Source organism: Shigella sp. FC1544 (genome assembly GCF_001722145.1).
Lineage (GTDB): Bacteria > Pseudomonadota > Gammaproteobacteria > Enterobacterales > Enterobacteriaceae > Escherichia > Escherichia coli.
Window position 1 is genome coordinate 1 of sequence record NZ_MECT01000177.1, and the last position, 22,586, is coordinate 22,586.

Annotated in this window: 26 protein-coding genes and 2 pseudogenes; 3 read left to right on the top strand and 25 right to left on the bottom strand. The window is 33.8% G+C overall.

Annotation, left to right across the window (positions count from 1 at the left end):
• Positions 1 to 447: pseudogene (locus tag BGK49_RS10750) on the top strand (IS3 family transposase); the annotation flags it as partial.
• Between the two features lie 606 nt (positions 448 to 1,053).
• Here BGK49_RS10750 and BGK49_RS10755 read toward each other — a convergent pair.
• The 25 genes and pseudogenes from BGK49_RS10755 to BGK49_RS10875 all read right to left on the bottom strand — a co-directional run bounded on the left by BGK49_RS10755 (position 1,054) and on the right by BGK49_RS10875 (position 20,373).
• Positions 1,054 to 1,287, bottom strand: coding sequence for a biofilm/acid-resistance regulator YmgB/AriR (locus BGK49_RS10755; RefSeq protein WP_000538708.1), 234 nt, complete (start codon positions 1,285 to 1,287; stop codon positions 1,054 to 1,056).
• Positions 1,288 to 1,308: 21 nt separating this feature from the next.
• Positions 1,309 to 2,338: pseudogene (gene spa40 / locus BGK49_RS10760) on the bottom strand (type III secretion system export apparatus switch protein Spa40/SpaS).
• A 6-nt stretch (positions 2,339 to 2,344) separates the two neighbouring features.
• Complete coding sequence (spa29, locus tag BGK49_RS10765; protein ID WP_000355395.1) at positions 2,345 to 3,115, bottom strand: type III secretion system export apparatus protein Spa29/SpaR; 771 nt, start codon at positions 3,113 to 3,115, stop codon at positions 2,345 to 2,347.
• Positions 3,115 to 3,375 (bottom strand): type III secretion system export apparatus protein SpaQ, encoded by a 261-nt coding sequence (gene spaQ / locus BGK49_RS10770; RefSeq protein WP_001280546.1) that lies wholly within the window; start codon positions 3,373 to 3,375, stop codon positions 3,115 to 3,117. The genes spa29 and spaQ overlap by 1 nt, the downstream gene beginning before the upstream one ends.
• A gap of 14 nt (positions 3,376 to 3,389) precedes the next feature.
• On the bottom strand, positions 3,390 to 4,040 hold the full coding sequence (gene spa24 / locus BGK49_RS10775) for a type III secretion system export apparatus protein Spa24/SpaP (RefSeq protein WP_046891847.1): 651 nt from the start codon (positions 4,038 to 4,040) through the stop codon (positions 3,390 to 3,392).
• A 4-nt stretch (positions 4,041 to 4,044) separates the two neighbouring features.
• Entirely contained in the window at positions 4,045 to 4,926 is an 882-nt protein-coding gene (spa33, locus tag BGK49_RS10780) for a SctQ family type III secretion system ring protein Spa33 (protein WP_000944308.1), read from the bottom strand.
• Positions 4,920 to 5,798, bottom strand: coding sequence for a type III secretion system needle length regulator Spa32 (spa32, locus tag BGK49_RS10785; protein WP_046891848.1), 879 nt, complete (start codon positions 5,796 to 5,798; stop codon positions 4,920 to 4,922). Before spa32 ends, spa33 begins: the two co-directional genes overlap by 7 nt.
• A complete protein-coding gene (gene spa13 / locus BGK49_RS10790; RefSeq protein WP_000285501.1) occupies positions 5,785 to 6,135 on the bottom strand; it encodes a type III secretion system protein Spa13 in 351 nt (116 codons plus the stop codon). The genes spa32 and spa13 overlap by 14 nt, the downstream gene beginning before the upstream one ends.
• Positions 6,136 to 6,215: 80 nt before the next feature.
• The gene (spaL, locus tag BGK49_RS10795; protein WP_000120386.1) at positions 6,216 to 7,508 is read right to left on the bottom strand and encodes a type III secretion system ATPase SpaL; all 1,293 of its coding nucleotides are present in this window, start codon (positions 7,506 to 7,508) and stop codon (positions 6,216 to 6,218) included.
• A 3-nt stretch (positions 7,509 to 7,511) separates the two neighbouring features.
• Complete coding sequence (gene spa15 / locus BGK49_RS10800; RefSeq protein ID WP_000065501.1) at positions 7,512 to 7,913, bottom strand: type III secretion system chaperone Spa15/SpaK; 402 nt, start codon at positions 7,911 to 7,913, stop codon at positions 7,512 to 7,514.
• Between the two features lie 12 nt (positions 7,914 to 7,925).
• Positions 7,926 to 9,986, bottom strand: a complete 2,061-nt coding sequence (gene mxiA / locus BGK49_RS10805) for a type III secretion system export apparatus protein MxiA (RefSeq protein ID WP_032490756.1) — start codon at positions 9,984 to 9,986, stop codon at positions 7,926 to 7,928.
• A gap of 12 nt (positions 9,987 to 9,998) precedes the next feature.
• Positions 9,999 to 11,066, bottom strand: a complete 1,068-nt coding sequence (mxiC, locus tag BGK49_RS10810; RefSeq protein ID WP_000887823.1) for a type III secretion system gatekeeper subunit MxiC — start codon at positions 11,064 to 11,066, stop codon at positions 9,999 to 10,001.
• An 18-nt stretch (positions 11,067 to 11,084) separates the two neighbouring features.
• Positions 11,085 to 12,785: a type III secretion system secretin MxiD gene (mxiD, locus tag BGK49_RS10815; protein ID WP_046891849.1), complete on the bottom strand. Its 1,701-nt coding sequence runs from the start codon at positions 12,783 to 12,785 to the stop codon at positions 11,085 to 11,087.
• Complete coding sequence (gene mxiE / locus BGK49_RS10820; protein ID WP_000398259.1) at positions 12,772 to 13,404, bottom strand: type III secretion system transcriptional activator MxiE; 633 nt, start codon at positions 13,402 to 13,404, stop codon at positions 12,772 to 12,774. The genes mxiD and mxiE overlap by 14 nt, the downstream gene beginning before the upstream one ends.
• Positions 13,405 to 13,533: 129 nt before the next feature.
• A complete protein-coding gene (gene mxiM, locus BGK49_RS10825) occupies positions 13,534 to 13,962 on the bottom strand; it encodes a type III secretion system pilotin MxiM (protein ID WP_046891850.1) in 429 nt (142 codons plus the stop codon).
• Positions 13,946 to 14,353: a type III secretion system protein MxiM gene (gene mxiM / locus BGK49_RS10830; RefSeq protein ID WP_046891851.1), complete on the bottom strand. Its 408-nt coding sequence runs from the start codon at positions 14,351 to 14,353 to the stop codon at positions 13,946 to 13,948. Before mxiM (BGK49_RS10830) ends, mxiM (BGK49_RS10825) begins: the two co-directional genes overlap by 17 nt.
• On the bottom strand, positions 14,346 to 15,041 hold the full coding sequence (gene mxiN / locus BGK49_RS10835; RefSeq protein ID WP_011310390.1) for an Mxi-Spa type III secretion system linker protein MxiN: 696 nt from the start codon (positions 15,039 to 15,041) through the stop codon (positions 14,346 to 14,348). Before mxiN ends, mxiM (BGK49_RS10830) begins: the two co-directional genes overlap by 8 nt.
• The gene (locus BGK49_RS10840) at positions 14,983 to 15,510 is read right to left on the bottom strand and encodes a type III secretion apparatus protein OrgA/MxiK (RefSeq protein ID WP_000620627.1); all 528 of its coding nucleotides are present in this window, start codon (positions 15,508 to 15,510) and stop codon (positions 14,983 to 14,985) included. The genes mxiN and BGK49_RS10840 overlap by 59 nt, the downstream gene beginning before the upstream one ends.
• Complete coding sequence (mxiJ, locus tag BGK49_RS10845; RefSeq protein WP_046891852.1) at positions 15,507 to 16,232, bottom strand: SctJ family type III secretion inner membrane ring lipoprotein Mxi; 726 nt, start codon at positions 16,230 to 16,232, stop codon at positions 15,507 to 15,509. Before mxiJ ends, BGK49_RS10840 begins: the two co-directional genes overlap by 4 nt.
• 5 nt (positions 16,233 to 16,237) lie before the next feature.
• Complete coding sequence (gene mxiI, locus BGK49_RS10850) at positions 16,238 to 16,531, bottom strand: type III secretion system inner rod protein MxiI (protein WP_001106823.1); 294 nt, start codon at positions 16,529 to 16,531, stop codon at positions 16,238 to 16,240.
• Positions 16,532 to 16,543: 12 nt separating this feature from the next.
• Entirely contained in the window at positions 16,544 to 16,795 is a 252-nt protein-coding gene (locus tag BGK49_RS10855; protein ID WP_046891853.1) for a type III secretion system needle complex protein, read from the bottom strand.
• 7 nt (positions 16,796 to 16,802) lie between these two features.
• On the bottom strand, positions 16,803 to 17,918 hold the full coding sequence (mxiG, locus tag BGK49_RS10860) for a type III secretion system protein MxiG (RefSeq protein WP_046891854.1): 1,116 nt from the start codon (positions 17,916 to 17,918) through the stop codon (positions 16,803 to 16,805).
• 8 nt (positions 17,919 to 17,926) lie between these two features.
• Positions 17,927 to 18,385: a type III secretion system lytic transglycosylase IpgF gene (gene ipgF, locus BGK49_RS10865; RefSeq protein WP_046891855.1), complete on the bottom strand. Its 459-nt coding sequence runs from the start codon at positions 18,383 to 18,385 to the stop codon at positions 17,927 to 17,929.
• On the bottom strand, positions 18,385 to 18,747 hold the full coding sequence (ipgE, locus tag BGK49_RS10870) for a type III secretion system chaperone IpgE (protein WP_000389733.1): 363 nt from the start codon (positions 18,745 to 18,747) through the stop codon (positions 18,385 to 18,387). Before ipgE ends, ipgF begins: the two co-directional genes overlap by 1 nt.
• A gap of 9 nt (positions 18,748 to 18,756) precedes the next feature.
• Complete coding sequence (locus BGK49_RS10875; RefSeq protein ID WP_046891856.1) at positions 18,757 to 20,373, bottom strand: type III secretion system effector inositol phosphate phosphatase; 1,617 nt, start codon at positions 20,371 to 20,373, stop codon at positions 18,757 to 18,759.
• A gap of 313 nt (positions 20,374 to 20,686) precedes the next feature.
• On the opposite strand from BGK49_RS10875, the gene icsB reads away from it, so the two are divergent.
• Both icsB and ipgA read left to right on the top strand, forming a co-directional pair.
• Complete coding sequence (gene icsB, locus BGK49_RS10880) at positions 20,687 to 22,171, top strand: type III secretion system effector IcsB (protein ID WP_046891857.1); 1,485 nt, start codon at positions 20,687 to 20,689, stop codon at positions 22,169 to 22,171.
• Between the two features lie 12 nt (positions 22,172 to 22,183).
• Positions 22,184 to 22,573, top strand: a complete 390-nt coding sequence (gene ipgA / locus BGK49_RS10885) for a type III secretion system chaperone IpgA (RefSeq protein ID WP_010921664.1) — start codon at positions 22,184 to 22,186, stop codon at positions 22,571 to 22,573.
• The last annotated feature ends 13 nt before the right edge of the window (positions 22,574 to 22,586 follow it).

A 22,586-nucleotide genomic window follows, 5' to 3' on the forward strand; every position in this document is an offset into this window, starting at 1 on the left:
AGGGCGACCACAAACTCTGACCACAATCTGCCGGTTACGCCGAATCTGCTGAATCAGAACTTTACGCCCACAGCACCTAATCAGGTCTGGGTCGCAGATATAACGTATGTTGCCACCCGGGAAGGATGGCTGTATCTCGCCGGCGTCAAAGATGTTTATACGTGCGAAATTGTCGGTTACGCCATGGGAGAGTGCATGACGAAAGAGTTGACGGGTAAAGCCCTGTTTATGGCGCTCAGGAGCCAGCGCCCACCTGCCGGGCTAATCCACCACACCGATCGAGGTTCACAGTACTGCGCATACGATTACCGGGTCATACAGGAGCAGTCTGGTCTGAAAACATCAATGTCGCGTAAAGGTAACTGTTACGACAACGCTCCGATGGAAATCTTCTGGGGAACGCTGAAAAATGAAAGCCTGAGCCACTATCGTTTTAAGAGCCGGGATATTTCGTCAGCATACGGGAAAACTGATTGAGGTCGGCCTCAGTTTTGAGGCCTTTAGCCAGTTCAGCCGCAAGGGCTTTAAGCTTCTTTTCGTCCATAATTTACCTGTCTCCGTTGTTGGAGTAAACATATCAAAAACAGGCAATTACACAATTTAAATTACAGTCTCAAAACAAACCCAACGGTCAATATAGTTTACCAGCAAGCTTACTAGCAAAGTGCTAATCATTTGGTATCTTTCGTGCTATTCTCCTTTTACGTAAGTACTTAAGGGGAACGTATTTACTACTTTTAAAGAAAGCTCCGTTACTATCTGAAATGCAATGAGATAATAAACGATTACTCTCGGTTAGTATCTCATTATCATTTACAGACTTTGCATAATCGCGAATACTATATAACAGAGTTTTAACATTACAGGATGAATAGTCTCTCTTATCAACTCCTAATAAAAGAAGGATTATGGTCAGTCGTTTTTGCTGTCTTATCATATATTATTTAGTTCAGTTCCTAACAAAAACATAACAATTTTCTACAATTGATCCTGTGACTACATAAATATCTTCAACAAAAATATTTATATCAGCAAAAGAGTTATTATGAATGATTATAAATCATCAGGTGTTTTTTCAACGACCAACTCAAGAGCACAACGATAAATGTCTTTTCTAACCAGGTCACATTCAGATGAAATCTTTCTGAGTAAAACATTTATTATATCCTTGTTGCTAAGGAAAGATATTGGGTTCAATACCTCATTAGCAATGGAGTTAATGATGGAAGATTCTATTTCAAATTCAGACTGATCAATACCTATTTTATTACAGAAATTAACTCCCATATAACACATCTCCTTTACTTATTAATGAGTGTTTTCAACCTGCTCAAGCCAAACAATAAGACGTAGGACTTCATCCAAGTGTTCAAAATCAACAAAACTATATTTTGTATGTGTTTTATATAGTTTTCTAGCTAATTTCACATCACGCACAGTTGGTATACCAACTTCATTTGCATATTTTCTGACAGCCAAGGCACACTGGTTAGTTTCAATGAGAGAAATAAAAGGTGCAGGCGCTATTTCTGGATTGAAATAAATACCAATTGCAATATGAGTCGGGTTCATTACCACTAATTTTGAATTACGTATATCAGATTTAGTCTGCTCTGAAAGAATCTCGATATGCAACTCACGCCTTCTCGACTTTGTCTCAAAGTGTCCCTCTTGCTCTATATATTCTCTTTTTATCTCCTGTTTATCCATCATCATATCTTTCATGTATAAAATGAACTCAATCACAAAGTCAAGAATAATAACAAAAATAGAAAATGCTAAGAAAAATAATATTATATCCTTAAACAGCCCCCCCCAAATAAGATATAAGCCATCAACACTAGAAAACACCTGAGAAAAAATTATTTTTCGGTCATTAATCCAAAAGAAATAGGTTGTTAATGCTAGAATAATAAGAAGCAGAATGCTTTTGAAAAATTCTTTTATTGTCTTTATACTAAATATTTTTTTTAACCCTTTAACAGGGTTTAATACTGAAAAATCAATCTTGATAGCTTTAGTCGCAAGAACAAACTTTGTTTGAACCAATGTTGGCAACACAGCCGAAAGAACACAGAAAAAAAAGTGGGAAGCCAATTATCTTAAAAAAGACAATAACCACTGCAAAAAAGTATTTACCCTCATTAATTTCGAAGTCATTAATTATTACATATCTGTATAAGAGCATTACATCACTTAAGGAAAAGAATGATATTATAGTAAATGTCCCTACCAGAATAATAACAACTGTCGTTAAATCCTTAAATTTAAATGACTGTCCTTTTTTTGCGGCATCCTTTAGTTTTTTAGGTGTCGGCTTTTCTGTTTTATTTGCCATAATATTTTATCTAACAAATAGATTTGTGAAAAATTTATGTTCACCGAGGAAAAATTGAACTTTAGAAAAGTAAATAGTAGAAGAACAGATGAAAATAATAAATATTGCAAGTAAACTTTTAATAGTTAATGATACGGAAAAAGCATTCATCTGCGGAGCAAATCTCGATAATACACCAAGTAATACTTCTGATAGTAACAATACTATCATAACAGGACTGGCTAAAATAACAGCCTGACTTGCCAATAAAGTCAGAAATGTTAATATATTTGAGACACGGAAAGAACATTGAGAAAATAACGGGCATATATTATAAGACAATTGTATGGATTCTAAAATAAAGACCATTCCACCACTGTATAGAAATACAACTGCAGAAAAAAGATTGAAAAATTTTGCCAACTCAGACGTATCAACACCATTGGCAGGATCAATTGAACTACTAAGCGTTGCCCCACGCTGGTTGTCAATAATGCTACCAACAGCATGAAATATCCAAAAGGGAAGAGACAAGCAAAAAGAGAGAAGGAGACCAACAATTATTTCCTTGAACATAAGGAAATAAACATGTTCAAAAACAGAAGAACCTATGTCTACCTTACCAGAAGTAATTAATCCTGATGCAACAAGAAAAATCACAGGTATTCTAATAGATGGAGAAATTATACCGTTATTTAAAAATGGAAGAAAGAAAAATAATGGAGCCAATCTAAAAAAAACGCCGTTCAGGAGTATTAAAAACACATGAATACTTTCGAACCAGCTTGAAATGTCCATCAAACCCCACTCTTAATTAAAAACATTATTTCATGACAAAAAGACAATAAAACCTCACCATACCATCCAGAAAGAAGTAGCAAAGATATTGAGACACCTATAAGCTTTATACCAAAAGGAAGTGTCTGCTCTTGAAGTTGAGTCACTGTCTGTAATAAACCAATAGTTAATCCAATAACCGTAGCTATACCTACTGGCCATAAGGAAAAGATAAGGATTAAATAAAGAGCCTTATTACCCATATAAACTATATCAGACACATTACCTCCATCATCTAAGCAGGAATATTGATATATTGTTCAATCAAGGCCTTAGACAGGATCCCCCACCCATCAAGCGCAACAAATAATACAAGTTTTATTGGTACTGATATTGTGATTGGACTCATCATCATCATACCAAGTGCAAGTAAAATGCTTGAAATAACAAGATCAACAACAATAAATGGCAAATATAAATAAAAACCTATTTTGAACGCATCTTTAATTTCACTTAGCGCATATGCAGGCAAGAGGGAAAACAATGAATAATCATTATTCTCTGCACTCTTTAAATCTGCATTTTCTTCTTCAGACCTTTGGAAAAAACGTGCCAACTCAAGATCTGTATGCTTTTTCAAGTATTGCTTGTATTCAATCAAGCCAGAATCAGAAAAACGGACAATATCTGATATTGTATCAAATTTTTGCGGGCCATTTAGATAATTTTCATAACCAGCTTCAATAATGGGTTTCATCACGAACAAAGCCATAATCAATGCAATACCATTGAGAGTCATATTTGATGGAACCTGCTGCAAACCAAGTGCATTTCGTACCATTACAAAAACAATAGAAAACTTTATATAACAAGTACCAGCAGCAACTAAAAATGGTAATAGCGTAAAAAAAGAAAGTGTAGCGATGAGGGACATATCACTCAGCATGAGATTACTCCTTTACCATCCAAGAACTAATCTCGATACCATAACCATCCTCAATAGAAACAAGTTCCCCATGCCCAACCAAAGAACCATTTACTTTAATATTTACATGTTTAACTATGTCATCGGGAAACTTGAATAATTCGTTTTCTACATACATTTTTAGTTCATTGATTGTCATCTTTTTTTCTAAAAGGATAAAGTCCACTTTTACATTGATATCATCATAATTGAATAATGCCAAAGAAACTTCTGTGTGATCTGACTCACCATTACTTTCTGACAGATTAATTTTTGCCTCATTATTATCATTCACAATATAATCCCCAATAATAACTTGATTACACAATAATAAATTATAAAGTTTCTGAACTATGATTATATCACCAGTACGAATTCTTTTTAAAGTAGCCAGCCTTACATTAGATGAACCTAAGCAAAACTCTAAAAGATGATGCAATAAGTCAAGAGAAACTTGATTACGTAATACCGGCATCTTGTCAAAATAAATAATACCTAAAGAAGAGGAAAAACAGCATAAATGACTCCCAGTAGTTGCATACTGGATTTCATTCGTGATCCGGAAAGTAATCTTATCAGACAGTTCTGGAATCGAAAATACAGATGACGACTCTATAAAGACACATTTTGATAAATGCAGTAAAGATTCTTGTGTAGAAAATCCTGAAAATACCTCGTATTTTTTTTTCAAAAAAGATAATGTATCAATACGAATTACCCAATCCCCACACACGGAAGTAAGAGTGACTAAACTTTCACTGCCTGTAAATTTATTTTTGAATGTCTGAATCGAAAAACGCTCGCAGAGTTGCTTTGCATATAAAATCTGTAGTTTTTCGTTAGCGTCAAAATGTTTAATTCTTAGCATTCTTCTTCACTCTGTTCATTATATCCTGTACTATTATTTTTATTCCCCTTATTATGTTGATTGCTATCAAATCTGTAATTACCCTCAGCATCTTGTTTCAAAATTAAGTCAAGTTTATTTCCTACAAATTGATCTGACGGTTTTAGAACAAAAGAACCAGACTCCACTGAAATACTAACAGAATGTCCAGCCCCCCACTGTTTAAAGTGGTAAGTCATTTCACTATTTTTTTGAAAAACATTTTTATCATTTTCAACTATTGATTTTTCTTGCAATGACATGGATGGGGTTATGTCTGCAGTATTTTTATTCATTACAGGCAGCTCAAATGATTTAGCAACACTTCCATTTAGTAAAGAAATGATGTCAGCAATATTCTTATCAATAGACAAGCTATGATTTTTTAAACCAATTTGACCATTTCTATTATCAGATTCTAGCAGATTATCAGGGTTTACAGAAGAAGTATGACTTCTTTCGAAGTTCTTGTCTGCATTTCCACTCTTATTATATGAAAAGATCCCCCTCATATCGCCGATATTTATTTTTTCCCTTGCTTTGATATCTTGATCTGGTATCAAAATATTTTCTTTAATGGCCATTGATTCTGGAATATCAGAATATGTCGCTCGTTCGTTTCTAAGTTCGAACGCATTTTTAATGCCACTATAAATTTCTCCTTTATCATGCTTATGTTCAAAGTGCTTATCAATAGTAAAATAGTTAGATGCAATTAAAGAGTACTCAGGAATTTCAACCTTCCTCTTCTTCTTCAAAACGAGACTATCAATATTATCTATTGAAGATAGTTTCTCACATTTTTCTATCTGTTTGTCACTACTAAAATTTAGGTTTATATTATCTAATGCCATACTTCATATCCTCTTGTGATAACTCATCAAGTATCAACTGTTTGGCAAAGTTATTTCTTTTAATCAAGCCAATCCGTTTACATATTTTACTCTCTTTATGAAGCAGTTTTCTTTTAGAAGCATTTGCCTCATCAATATCTTTTTGAATTTCTTCAATTCTTCCCTTTAGAAGAATTCGTTCAGACTGATATTGGATAATATGCTTTTTTACTATAGCGATCTTACGTCTTGTATTGAAAAGCTGACTAACACTCTGAGCGCCTACAGGTTCCAAGTCATTCTCCAGTTGCAGGAAGTATATAATCCTTTTATCTAATGCCTCCACATCTCGATACAAAGAGTTTTTTTTTTAGTGTTAATATGTGTGCTTCAATTAATTTAACAGACCGTTGATATTTATCTTTGATTTTTAAAACCTTATCTAATTGTTTCACCAATAAGCTCCATTGTCTGCTCATAAGTAAAACCGAGTCGATAATCTTGCTTCAGAAAACTCTCAACAACAGATATTTTGTTGTAGATTTTATCCTGAGAGGCATTCTCCCCCGGTTTGTATTCACCAAAGTCAATAATTGTCCTTAGCTCTTCTATTTCAGAAAGTAGCTCCCGAAATGCAGCGGCCATAATACGATGTTTTTCATCAACAACCTGTGTAAATACCCTGCTTATACTTTTTAAGGAATCAATTGCAGGAAATTGTCCTTTTTGGGCTAGATTTCTGCTCAAATATATATGTCCATCTAAAATGGATCTTACCTCTTCAGCTAATGGATCAGCAAAATCATCATCCTCCAAAAGAACAGTGTAAAATGCAGTAATAGAGCCACCTGCCTTTAACTTTCCTGGCCTTTCAAGAAGTCTGGGTAAGCTATCAAAAACCGAAACCGGATAGCCTCTTCTGGCAGGTGATTCTCCAGCGGCTAAGGCCACATCACGTAATGCTCTGGCATACCTTGTTAATGAATCAATAAAAAGCGCTACTTTATGTCCTTCAGTCCTAAAAAATTCGGCTATAGCAGTGGCTATATATGCAGCATTACAACGATCAACCGAAGAGTAATCCGAAGTTGCATATACTAAAACACACCTGCTTTTTTTCTCAGAGTTTTTCAAATAATCAACCGTTTCTGTAACCTCTCGACCTCGCTCACCAATTAACCCAATAACATATATATCAGCACCACTATGTTCAATGAGCATATTCATGAGAAAAGTTTTGCCACAACCAGCTGACGCAAAAATCCCCATTCGCTGTCCTTCACCACACGTGAGTAAAGAATCAATAACCTTAACACCTGTTAAAAAAGGCTTCTCAATTGCAGCCCTTTCACTATATAGCGGAGGAGCATTATCTACAGGTCGATAAAGAATTTCACTGTTATCCGTAACAGCAAACTTATCAGTAACCTCCCCTAAAGGATTGACTACTGCTCCCAATAATCCACGGCCGACTTGCGTATGAAGAAACTGGGCAGTGGGCTTAATCAACGTTTGCCGTGAAAGTCCACGAGAATTTCCAATCAAGCTTAATATTGTTTTTTCATCATGAAATCCTACAACCTGAGCTCTTGCAATAATTTCATTACTTTCAATTCCAGCCTGAATGTTACAAATCTCACCAATCGAAACATCGCTAAGACTTGTTTCCAAGATTGGCCCCGAGATTCTATTAGGAAAAGATAATTGAGTGAGCAATTTTATATAGCTCATTGATTATAAGACCTCATTTAAGATTTCCATCCTCTGATAAAACTCATGCAGAATCTCTGCAAAAACAATCCCATCGTGAACGTAGTCATCTTTAATAACAACTCTTAACTGTAAGTACTCATCAGAACGATGAAGCTCTACCAGCTCATTAATGCTATAACTAAAGTTCATTAACATTAAATTTAATATGTTATAAGCAGATGACTGAAGTTTTACATCACTTGGTGCATCGAAATTAGCCCATAACATAACCTGCTCATTGACAAGAGCTATATTAATAGCAGGCATACTATCCAAAGAAATGGTAATCGCTGAATGGCTGTCTAAATCTGTAATAATTGATGGAGGACAACCAATCGTGAAAAGACTATCTCTAACTAATTGAACTAAATTAATGTTACTCATATTTAAACCTCACTAAATAGTCTTTAATACATTAATGGTATATGCTTCATCAATCTCAGCATACGATATAACGAGTATACTCTTAAATCTGTTATCTATAAGTCTTTTAACAAACCTACGTATATCTACTGATACCAAAAGAACGAAATTTTTTTTTGCATTTCTCAATTCTCTCAAAGCATGTGCTAAAGTTTCCATTACCTCATCCGAAACCTCTATATCCATATTCAAGAAAGAGCCACCAGAGGTTTGCCTTATCCCTTTTCTTATTGCATCCTCAATATATCCGGAAAGCATCACAACTTTAATCTCACCAGAAACAGCTATTTTACTACAAATATACCTAGAAAGTGATGCACGGACATGTTCAACTAATGTTATGACATCTTTTTCTCTGGGAGCCCAAAGCGCCAAAGACTCCATAATAAGTTTTAAATTGCGAACAGAAATATTTTCTCCAAGCAATCTTTGTAATACCTCAGAAATTCTCTGTATAGTCACATGTCGGAAGACTTCCTTTAATAGATCAGGATACCGATTTTCAAACTGATCCAACATATTTTTTGTTTCTTGTATACCAAAAATCTCATTTATGTTGTTTAATAAAGCTTGTGACAACTGGTGATAAAATTCATCTTGAGCACTTTTAATTTTAGCATCAATATTAGTTAGATTTTCTGTATATGAAACGTCTACCCAAGAAATAACACGTTCATTATATGAAGTTGAAACAACAGGAATACCTAGAGCATCTATATCTCCATTTTCATCTGTAATACACACTTTGTCAAAGTATATATTAAAACTATCGGCACGCACCTCATTTATTAACAAAACAATATCATCGACCTTAAGCTCATTGCTTGTTCTATATAAAATAGTTGGAAGCCTGACACCATAATCAATAAAGAACTGACTTCTTATCCTTTCAATAAGACCTTCCATATCATTTGCACTTATCTTATTTTCGGCAAATAATAAAATTAAAGGAACGGTTTCTGAACTAATAGCATCCAGATTTTCTATCATTGCCAAAGATGAGTCATGGCTATTATCAATATCAAATGTACCAGTATAGCCACTAGAATCAGACTCAGACAGACTTTTTTCTTTTTCTACGACCTTTTTATAATAGAATAAAGCCGTCAAAGTAACTGCTATCAGGAAAAAAACAAAAAACGGAAAACCTGGCAACATCCCTATCGCCAAGGCAAGAGCTGATGTAACAATGAGAACAAAAGGATTCCCAAATATCTGGGACATTATGTTACGTCCCATATTATCGCTATCACCATTAACTCTTGTAACGATAAATCCTGCACTTATAGAAATTAACAGAGCAGGAATCTGAGAGACCAATCCGTCACCAATAGTTAGTATGGTATAAGTAGATAATGCACCAGATAGAGACATTCCATGTTGACTCATACCAACAGAAATACCTCCTATTAAATTGACAAAAATAATAATGATGCCAGCAATTGCATCACCTTTAATGAACTTCATTGCTCCATCAAATGAACCATACAATTGACTCTCACGTTCCAGAATACTGCGTCTTTCTTTAGCTCCTGCGGCATCAATAATTCCAGCCTTTAAATCCGCATCAATGCTCATTTGTTTCCCCGGCATACCGTCAAGAGAAAAGCGAGCAGCTACCTCCGCAACCCTTTCAGATCCTTTTGTTATAACAATGAACTGCACAACAGTTACTATTGAAAAAATAACAAAACCTACAGCCAGACTATCACCAATGACAAACTGGCCAAATGTAGTAATAATTTTACCCGCATCCGCATCAACTAAAATTAGTCGACTAGTACTTATTGATAAAGCGAGACGAAATAATGTCGTTATCAACAAAACCGAAGGGAATGTAGAAAAACTCAATATTCTTTCAATATAAAATGATCCCATAAAAACGAGAATAGCAAGTACAATATTAAGCCCTATTAAAAAATCAACAAGGTATGTAGGTAATGGTATGATCAACATAGCAATGATCATAACCATAAGCACTAATATAATTAATTCAGGCTTAGTACTTACTTGCTTAAGAAAAGACTGGATCACTTTCATCTCCTGTTATCTAGAAAGCTCTTTCTTGTATGCACTTGTGACAAGCTCTCGTAGAATATTGATCGCAATTTCTCTTTCACTTTCACTTTTAAATATATCATGAGGACTTTCATTAACAGAAGATAGATATGTTTGATACACTACAGAATCCTCATGACTGGCTCGTGATACGTCTATAACAGAAGTAAGAATTTGCTCACTTTCACTTGGATATTGAAAAATATATAATAAAGTTAGCAATAGCTGCTCTGCACTTAAACTGCCATCTTTTAGCAAGCTTGAGGATTCCAGTTTCTTCATAAAAATTACATCTGAAGTTCTAATCATCTTAATTGCAATTAATTTAGATAACACAAAACCAAACTCATAAGCATTACAGCTCGGTTTCTCAGAATCCATGTCTACAATCAGTGACTGCTCTACAAAATTCACAATTGTATGTCTGTGATTAAAACCAAAATTACCAAGCCATTCTATATACTGATCTGTTGTTGATATGTTCCCCATGATAAAACCACGATAACATGCACGCAAAAGCTGTGGTTCAAGTTTCATTTTGTTGCCAAATAATTTAGCCTGTATAGCTGAATTTATTCCAGCATTAACACTTTTTTCACTACCTGATATTATCTCATTAATAATTTTAGTTAATGATTCGACTTGTTCAGCAGTAAGATCTTTTTCATTCAAAAGCTCCCTTAATGCTAAGACTTGATCACTTGGATCTTTAAAATATCTCTTTAGTCTGTCTATAAAATCCTGATCTAGAGGAAGGTTATCTTTTAAAGTTCTCTTTAAATCAAAAATCTTGTGATTAATTTCATCTTCTTCCCCATCTAAAATACGTTCCTGACTATCACTATTTGTTCCTTTCAGTTTCTCAAGGTCTCTTCTGTTTATAAATGACGAAAGAGCGGAAGCCATCTCATCAGATGAGTCAATATACTTGCTATTAGCCAAGCCAGAATCAAGCTCTGCATCAGCAGTCTCATCTCCATCATCTGAATTTGTCATTGCATTCAACTTATCAATGAATGCAGAGCTAAAAACTCCTGTATTTTTAACATCAAGCATACATCACCTACTTTATAGTTAGTAATTTAAGTATGAAACCAATGATTTTTCGTCTTCCAGCAAAGTAGTTTCAGATGGGATTATTTGTGTAGTCTTTTGTATTTCTCTTTCAGATATGAGGCTCTTATATTCTGCAGTATTATAATAACTTGACTCCTTTATCTCACGGGGTTGAATCAGAAAAACCCTTACAATATTACTGATATTACTTGTTTTATACTTGAACACATTACCGATTACAGGAATAGAGGAGAGAAAAGGAATAGATACTATTTCGTTAGAGTTCGTTTCATGCGTATAACCACCTATCAACAAACTTTTGCCTTGTGGAACTCTCGCTATTGTACTGATTTTGGTCCTTCCAACTTCTGGAAGGACAGATGTATTTTCATTATTATTATTGTAATTTGACTGACTATTTCCTGTTCCATCCTCTATCGTTAAAGACATCTCAATTTGTCCCCGAGATGAAAAGCGAGGTATAACATTTATCAATGTTCCATACGTAACATGCTCCAACGAAGAATTGCGCTCGCCAACTAATGACACATAAAAAGTCCTGTTATTATCAAATATAGCCGGAATATTCTCTTGTGTCAAAATCACCGGCCTTGAAACTACATTTGCTTTCTTTTTCTGATTTAATGCCATAACTGAAGCAATAAACTTATTGCCGTCCAAAGTGCTTATCGATGCTGATGAGCTCATATTAAATGATGCACCAAACGAATCACCAAATGAAGCCGTTCCTTGCCAATTAACGCCAAGGTTATTTAATTCAGATTTATCAATATCGATTATCCATAATGATAATTCTATATGTCGTTTGGCTACATCTAACTGAGTGATAATATCGCGAATAATCTGTATTTGCTGATCATTACCTTTGACTAATATAGAATTGGTTTCTGGATATGCAATAAGTGATACATCCTCTAATATAGAACTATTGGTAACTGAACTAAATGAAAAGTCATTACTATCCTCAGATACTTTCTGTGTAATATTAAAGGGTGGCATCGGATCATTTTTGGCTTGTCTGTTACTCAGAGCCTTACCATTATTTAATAAACGTTCTACAACAGTAGCCACCCCTGGGATGACAATATCCTCCCCTCTCATATTATAAGTTCTGTCACTAACAAATGTATTTTTTAATTTTATAACCCCAAAATTAACTTTATCTGTCCCAATAGAAGAAACCTGCTTATCAAGCAAAGTTGCTGTATTAGCTACCAGTTCAACCAATGCCGGAGGACCAGATATATAGAATGTTTTATCACTAATGTTTCCTCTTATAGGATATCTGTGATCATAAAGGTTAGCATCCTTCAGATACTGAATAAGATAATTAAGTGATATATTCTCCAGCAAAATAACTTTGCTTATTAATTCTCCAGAGTCATATATGTATAATGCATTTCCATCTTTATACCATATGAGTCCCACAAGTAATGTCATTTTTTCAAGCATTTCTTCTGGATTAGATAAATCAAACTCCCCAGATATTCTCTTTTTTGCAGCTTGTTTGCTAACAACAATAGGATAATTTAATAACGCAGAAAAACGTTCAAAAAAAGATCCTACCGTATCACTTTGAGCAACATATTTCGCTATGTCATTTTGTTCTAATAAATGAGAGTCAATATTATTAGCATTAACTATCAATGGTAACAATACAATCAAGAGAGTCAAAGATTTAATATTAAATTTTTTCATTTATTTTTTTCACTAAAAAAGTAATATTCGATAATTCTCTTGCAGAAAAGCCTAGTCGTGTTTTTATCTCATTTGAAAAATGGGATGTTGATGCATACCCATTATTCATGGCAGCAGAAGTGATTGTTTGATTGTGCAAAAATACATCTAATAAACCATTTACTAACCGCCAAGTGTTCAGTTGTTCTTTGACTTTTGCCCCTAAAGCTTTTCTACATAAAGATCTAAAATAAGCCTCCGACACACCATAATGCTCTGTCAGACTCTTTATTCTTACCTCCTTTTCTTTCTCAATAGTTCTCAGAAGATAAAGAACCAAATGATATGACTCAGTCATTCGTATCATAGCCAGTGCATTACTTACATTCTGGTCAGATGAAAAGATGAATCTTAACATTAACTTATCAAGCATCGATTCGGTATTACAACTATCCCGAAGATCATTCTCATGATAGAAATGAATACATTTTTCAGCATGGCTATGCTCTACTAGAGCACCACTGAAATAGTCCCAAAAAGCAAGAAATTTTGCACAACTATTAATGTTAAAGCGATAATGATAGTTCACATTATCACTGAATTTTATATTTTGATTTCGGACAAAAAAAAACCCTTCCATGCTGGAGCCAGCTCAATTATGTTACGTTCTTTATCTTTTACAAGCTCAACGTTAACTGGTTCATGTCCACTAGAGTAAATGTAAAACATATTACTTGTATTTAGACCTTTATATTTACTCACAATACAATTATATCCCTCGAATTAATTTTAATTTAACTTCCCCATCCTTCTCTATAAGGATGGTATCATTTATCTTATTACCTTTTAAAACAACCCCGTCTTTCAGCATAGAAAATAGTTTATCTATAGCTATCTTTTGTGCATCCATGAAGCACCCATCTACTTCCTTAACATTAAAGTTGCCCATGAATTTACCTGCATTAAAACTATAAACCGCCTTACCACTAATACATTTAGAGTAAACATTTATACTTTTATTGGTTGTATTAAACGACCATAATAAATCATTTGGAATAGAAAAATAATCCTTACTTACAGGAACAATATGCCATTCTTTTTCAGAATTAGATGATGACTTTAAAACACACCCACTCAGTGTTAATAGCAATATACTTAAAATAAATATTTTCAACTTATTACTACCATGTCGAATCATCTGCCTCTCTCCCTGCTTCAAAGACACTAATTAATGAATCGAAGGTTGTAGTCTTAATATAGAAATCAATATTGTTATATATGGACAATGATGCATAAAATCCCTCATGCAAATCGACATATTGATTTTCATCTATGAGTTTATTAAGAAGTGAACTTTTTTGTGCAGCTGTAAGATAAGGAAAACGTGAATTGAATAATTGTTCAATCTTATTGTGCAGTTCATCATTATCTATGGAATTTAATTCACTCTGTGAGAAATATTGCATTATTTCATAGATTATATCCTCATCAAATGATTGCGAAGATGATAATCTCTCATTTAAATTAACAAATTCTTCACTATTTAATCTTTGCTGCAGAGCATTGCTTGCATTTATTTGATTAATCATTAACAGGATTCTCTTTTAACAAGTCTTCTGCAATTTGTCTCAGTTTCTTATGTGCTAACTCTTTGAAATATTTTTTATCATTTTTTGTTAATTTTTCCGCAAGTTCTATTTTAACACCTGATATTACATCCTGAGGACTAAACTCCACTACTTGATTACCACTACAGAATATATAATTATTCCCTTCAGAATATTTTAAAATAATCTTGACATCTGAGCGATATTTATGGAGATCAAGTTCTAACTTTTTCCTCAGTGCTAAATTACACTTGGGCAAAACCACTTTTAATTCTGTTACTGTATTACGCAACGAACTAAGCCACTGCTCCAATAAAGTGCTAATGATCCTCTCATCATGTAAATTTTCTGAAAGCAAACTAGTTATATAGTCCTCAATATTTCTTCTGTTTTCATTTTGCTTTAACTTCCATTCACAAATATAGTCAATAATATGCTCAAAAGCAGTCTGTATACCAATTTGATAACCATCGCATACAGCATCTATACGCAGTGATTCAGCTTTTTTCGTAGCATCCTTTATAACACAAATTGCTTTCTTCTTACTCTCAGTGTCTCTATCTTTTATGGTTTTACATAATTCCTTTTCAATTCTCTTTATAACAACACCATCATAGGCATGATGTCTGGATACCGGTAAAGTGCCTTTTTGCATATTGCATACCTTCATTTAATCGGGACAAATTTCTTTCTACAGGCGTATAATTTCCCTCCAAAGCAATTGGATTAAATAATAAGTTTATTCTTTCATATATACCAACAGATATATTTTCCTTCCACGCAATAAGATGCCAAAAACCACTTCGAATAGCGGCCTCCCCTTGCTTACTGATTTTGCCCCCATAATAACTAATAACCATCTCACTATGATTAATTAACCGAGACTCTTGACTACCGATAAAATAAGCAACAGCTGGAAGTAAATTCCAGTTGGCAACAAACATAGCGGTTACCCCGCTTAAAGGTTCAATATCGCAATTTAGATCATATTTATTAATTATGAGATTATTAATCTCACTTCTGATTACGCCATTTTCTAACAGTTCAGAAGGCAAATTCAACCGATTTCTATTTATATAGAACGCTGGATCAAAAATTATTGAAAGATATTTTTTATAAATTCCATCCATTCTTATCATATTTTGTTTCTCTTGAACCACCCTGTTTTGAATGCCCATACTAAAAGAATGACAACTAGTACAGCCATCCCGAGAAATACATATATTACTTCATTTGTTAAATATTCCGATTTAATTTCCTTAACAGGTTGTACATTTGTATAAACATATTCTTCTTTCGGAGTTAATATGACAGATATATTTTCATACTTAACATCAGAAAAGGTGTTTTTCAAAAATCGCTTAATATTACTAACTAATAGTTCAGACTCTTTCGGTGAGTCATATATAGCGATTACTGATATATGCATCGGTTTTGAAGATATATTTTTTTCTTCAAGATCATAGCTAACATGTATTTTTGCCGAAATAACACCACCAATAGAAACTAAAGACTGTTCCAGCCGTTGCTCAATAGCACTATATAAACGGGCCTTTTCAGCTCTTGGAGAAGACACTAATGAATCTGTAGGAAACATTTGTGAGATATCAACTCTCTCCGGATTTGGCAAATCGTACATGCGCATCAAATCAACTGCCGATGCAAATGTCCCCTTTTCGACTTGTACCGAGATCCCCTGTTTACCTCCATCAACTTTTCTAGCAGTAATATTATGGCGTTCTAGCACAGATATTATTTCATTTGCCTGTCTTTGAGATAAATTAGAAATTAACTCTTCACGTTGCTCACATCCAATCAACATCAGCAACAAGAATAAAATAAAACCTTTATACCTAATCATATAAATTAAGACTTTAATAAAGTTTCAACAGCCGAAACTGTTTTTCTTGCTAACGTGCCAGCTAATGATACTCCTATTGAATAATTTGAGAGCGTCGTCTGTAACTTGGCCAAAGATTCTGGGTTTAATGATTCTGGATTGCTTACCATCTCCATTATTTGTGATACTTGAATATCTGTATCCATCTTAATATCACTATATTTAGCCGACACGACGTCTTCCAGGCTTGATATCTCTTGAGATTGAAAATCACTGGCTTTGATAATATCAACCTGATTGACTGGATAAATGTAATTCATGAATGCTCCCTATTATCTGAAGTTTTGAATAATTGCAGCATCAACATCCTTAATCACTTTCACAGTATTAGATTGCGCGTTCCTATATAATGTATATTCAGATAATTTACTTTGGTATTCAGCCAGCAACTGTGGATTCGAAGGATTTTCAGCTAATGCATTTAGTGCCGCTGTTAGTTGCCCTTGTAATGTTTGAGTTCCATCATCAAAAGTTTCAGATAATGAACTCAGAGTCCAATCTTTATCCGGTACTGTAACACTCATTTTATCCTCACTTATTTTTATCTAAAAAAAACCAGTGTTTATCATTCAACATTACATAACTGTCTTTGCTGTTAAGATATGATTTACCTTTAAAATCATCATCTATCAAAAGTACAGAAAACTCAATATACTGATCTCCATATACATTTTTATAATCAGAAATCAGTCTATTAATGAGCTCAAGCTTTTCATCTGTCAGTTCTTCTCTGACAGAATATGTAACTTTATTAGTTTCACAAATCTCTTTATACTGGACATTTACCTTTGTGAAAATACCTTTAGCATCCTCCCTTGCATTATGATCGCTAAGATAGTTGAATTTAATATTTTTGATATACGGAAATTCAACTATCAGAGCATTTTTCAATTTCTCAAGTTCGGTATCTTTTGAACTATTTCTTTCTTTACTTAAAAATACCAGTAATTCCGCTTTATCACTCACTAAATTCAACACATACAAATTGATATATGGGAATCGTTGATTGATATATTGTTGAATTCTATTTATTTCTTTGTTGGACACCAGAATATATCTGCATTTGGTAAATCCGGTTTTATTTAAGGCTACAGATGCCCATACCGCATCATTTTGTGTTTCGGCAAGAATATAATTGCACTGTCCTGTGTTGACTATTCCATATCTCTTATCATCTATAATTTCAGCAATTTCTTTTACTTCATCTTTCTTTAAAGAGATGAAAAAAATTATAATTAACACAACAATAACAGCAAAGAAAAAAAACACCGAGGGTTTATTATACATTCCGTTTAGTATATGAACTCTCGATTTATCCTCCATCATATTTTTAAGTTGAAAAGAAACTCCGTCATATTCAAATGAGTTAAATTGTGAATTGATATCAATTTGTTCACCTTTTTCATCACTAAATCGACAGATATTATCTTTACTTATGGCCAAATAAATTATACCATCCGATTTACTATCTGTTACTGGAATAATATTTTCTGGGAAATTATCGTTTCCAAACTCAAGTGTTTCTATCGTCCGTCCGAGAACAATTAAGTTATTCCCATAATATAACGGAAACTCATCCCCGACACCGTTTGTGAGTTTCACTAATAACCTGAATGGTGCAAGATTTGAGTTCTTTGCCTCAGACATAAATCCTCTTATATCCTTCGATTATTCTGCTTGCTCTCTGCTGCTATCCGCAAATAGCGTTTATAGATATCCTCTGCGTACTTTAATCTTTCTTTTTTCTTTTTCGGAGATGTTCCTGCATTATAGGCACCAACAGCCTCCCACCCTCTTCCATACGTCAGCATAAACTCATTTAATAACTTTGCTGCATAATGTACAGAAAGACATGGATGACTAATTAGCATTTCCTCAGTATATCCCATTTCTCTAAGTCTTTTAGAATGAAAGTCATTTATTTGCATTATACCATAATCTTTACTTCCATTGTTATTAACATTGACTGCAAATTTATTAAATCCGGATTCTTTTTCCGCAATCGCTTTTAACAAACTCGATGGAATGTTGTACCTTTCACCAGCCTTATCCCAACAATCAGCTCTCCCTAAATATGGGATAAAACACAGAAAAATAAATACGAAACGGGACATTAATACCCCTTCATTCTTCGCGCAAATTCATCCTTCAGCCAACGCACACGCGAAATATAATATTCTGTATTAACATATATATCCTCGAATTCATTTATCCCGGTAAGATCTAATCGCGCAATTAGACTTCCACCTTCATCATCAGTAGCTAAACATATCTTTTCTGAGTAATTTAGGCTCAACGCATATATAAGATCATTTATATTTTCAGGCAATGCACAAAAAGGGCATAATAAATTTATTGAATCTCCTTCTTTTTCAATATATATTAACACATCATCATCAAGCATGATTGCTTGATCATCGGTATCAATTGAAGGGATACCCAAGGCTCGGCAAATAACATCTGCTAAATCTTCCATATATTCCTCTTATACAAATGACGAATACCCTTTCACCATATTCCATATTTTGGGGTCCCCTATTCTTTCAGCATAAGACAGCTCTAACGAAGATAGCGGTAATTTTTTCATAACTTTATTTCCAGGCACACCAGTATTCATCTCTTGGATTTCCATATTACCACTATTCATTAGAATAGTAGAAAATAATCTTTTCTCTTCTGAGGATAATTTACTATTTAATTGAGAAAACTGCCCTGTTTCATGTTTTCTTATTATTTCTCTTTTAATTTCAGCATCCTGCATACCTGTTCTGTCCTTCCCACTCTTACAATTCCAGCAAGGTACAGCACCTATAGTATAAGCCAATAGAGCCATTCTTTGTGACAATTTATACGGCTCTCCATTATCATTTTTTTGTAAATTCTTGTTTATAATCTCTTTTATCTGGTTAGCCAGATATATCACATCATTCTTACATGGTGGATTTTTTTCTATAGCTTCTGCAGCCCAACCTCCAATCACACCATTTTTGAGGAAATTATCCCCCAACAAAGAACATATTGATTCACCATTAAGCTTGTCAACATTCCTCCAGCCTAAGCCCATTTTTAGCGCTAATTCATTTACACCAAAGTTAAATGTCACCACTTTTAGATTAACCTTTACTTCTTGCAGAAGACCATCACTATTCCGAATTAATAATTTCGTTGGTTCCCCCCTTTTAGAGTTTAACCCTTTTAATGCCTTTACCTGATCTTTTAACATACTCTCCTCTCCCCCAGTTAAACTGGTCGGCGTCAGAAGAGAAGTCGAAACAATCTTTAAATCTACTGTTTTACCAGACAAAGCCTGTGATAATAATTCTTGTCTGCTATATAATGCTGCGCTTGCTAACTCCTCAGCTTTATTACGAGCTGCAACAGCTCTTTCAGATGAGTTTTTTTTCAATCCATAGGCTGATATAACTCCATGTCTGATACCCGAAAAAATTTCCTTCCCCTCGTCATCCACCACTTTTGAAAGCCACATATTCGCAATATGCTTACTCTCTCTCGTAGAAGCACAACAAATTCCTTTTCCATTATACTCTTTGACAAATATATTTTTATTCCCTATCTTCATATGAGAGGCGGGTGTTAATTGAAAACCATAATTTTTCCCATGATAATTAATATTTTTGTTGATCGGTTCCCAACTCTTATTATTTAAATGATTAGTAAATATTTGTTTTATTTCCGATTGCAATTCCTTTTTATTTTTAATGCCTAGCTGTGCTCTTATCTCTTCACTTATTACTTTATTAAGCTCATTAATATTTCTTTTATCAACTTCACCAAGTTTATAGGTATCTAATTGTTCCATCATGGCTTTAATTTTTGACGTATCACCACCTGCCAACTTTATTGCCTCGTAAAAAACTGCAGCTCTGTCACGCGCAAACAAAAGGCCTTTCCCTGTTAAGCTTGTTTGGTTCTGTAAATATAATCGATTAAGCGCTTCGACCCCCTTATTTCTCTCTCCATTTTTAACTCTTTGATATGAAATCACGCTTACACCTTTTTGGTTTCCGGTTTCTTCTGCGCCTTTATAGGAATCTCCGCTTTGAAATGAAACCTGATGCAATCCCAAATTAGTTATGTGCATTTAATTATCCTCAGTCATAAATGGGGCATTGATTGCAGTTTTGTACCTCGTTTTACAACAAAAAAGATACTTATTCAACAGGGTTCTCTCTTTTTCTATAACACTCCGAGCCTGATATATCAGACACTTTAACTTGTGGGATTTCATGATGAAACCAGCACTACATATGCTCACGAGGTACATATTATGTACAGCAAAAGAAAATTTGATTATGTTAACAGGCTCAAGTTTCTAAATTTATTAATTGAATATATTATATATCAAATACATTTTACATCCCCACAATCACCACGTAATGGAGAGTTAATAAAGTATGATTCTCAAAATTAGCAATTTCATTGACGCAAGCAATACAAAAGGGCCTATACGCGTTGAAGATACAGAGCATGGACCTATATTGGTAGCACAGAAATTCAACCTAAAGGATCTCTTTTTCAGAACATTAAGCACTATTAATGCAAAGATAAATTCACAGATATTAAATGAACAACTAAAAAATTATCGACTAGCGAATCAAAAATCCTTATTGCTTTTCCTCAAGACATTAGCTAGCGAAAAATCTACAGAAAGTGCGTTTGCCGCCTATGAAGCAGTCAAAAATTCAATTCAACATTCTTTTACAGGTAAAGACATCAAATTAATGTTGAATACCGCAGAGAGTTTTCATGGCATCGGTACAGCCAAAAATCTTGAAAGACATTTAGTGTTTCGTTGCTGGGGAAATAGAGGCATAACCCATTTAGGGCATACCAGTATCAGTATAAAAAACAATTTACTACAGGAACCAACTCATACCTATCTCAGCTGGTATCCCGGCGGGAATGTTACAAAAGATACAGAAATAAACTACCTTTTTGAAAAACGCTCAGGTTACAGTGTCGATACCTATAAACAAGACAAACTAAATATGATTTCAGACCAAACAGCCGAAAGACTTGATGCAGGCCAAGAGGTTAGAAACTTATTAAATTCAAAACAAGATCAAAATAACAACAAAAAAATATTTTTTCCCAGAGCTAATCAAAAAAAAGACCCCTATGGTTATTGGGGGGTCAGTGCTGATAAAGTATACATTCCATTATCAGGTGATAATAAAACAAAGGATGGTAAAATCAGCTATAACCTTTTTGGCCTTGATGAAACAAACATGTCAAAATTTATATGCCAAAAGAAAGCAGATGCTTTCAGACAATTGGCAAATTATAAATTAATCAGTAAATCTGAAAACTGTGCTGGTATGGCACTTAATGTTCTTAAAGCAGGAAATTCTGAAATATACTTTCCACTCCCTGACGTTAAATTGGTTGCTACACCTAACAATGTATACGCGTATGCAAATAAAGTTAGGCAACGCATTGAAAGTCTCAATCAGTCTTATAACGAGATAATGAAGTATATTGAATCTGATTTTGATCTTTCCAGATTGACTCAATTACGACGTAGCTATCTTAAAAGTTTCAATAAAATTAACCTTATCCACCCCCCAAAAACATTCAAGCCTTTATCAATTTCACTTTACAAACATCCTACTGAAAATGTATCTTCAGAAGACTTTGATGCGGTCATCAACGCTTGCCACTCATACTTAGTAAAATCAGCACCCAGCAATATGTCTCGTGTATTAAACGAATTAAAAACCGGAGCAACAGATAAAAAAGAAGAAATTATCGAAAAGTCAATAAAAACTATTGATTATTACAATTCTCTTAAATCGCCAGATCTTGGAACCAAACTTTACATTCACGACTTATTACAGGTCAATAAGCTTTTATTGAATAACTCTCATTCTAATATATAGAAGGCCATAGAAATGTGTCGCAAACTATATGATAAACTTTATGAAATAACAGGTGCAAAGCTTGATTTTAACGATAAAAATCAAGCCTTTATATTGCTCGAAGAACAAATACCTGTTTGTATAACAGATAATGATGAATACATCTTTTTGACCGGACTTCTTAATGAACATGAACTTTTTACAGAAAATATTATTAATCCAGAACACATACTCATCCTTAACTACTCTTTGAGTAGAGATTATGGTTCTTCTATCTGTCTTCTCCCTGATACTCATCAATGTGTTTTGACCAAGAAACACTACAAAAAATATCTTTCACCTGATGAACTCATTGAATCTTTGTACGAATTTTTATTTTGTATTAAACTAACCATTGCAAACATCACTTCAGAAGTGAACTAACATATAGGGGGTA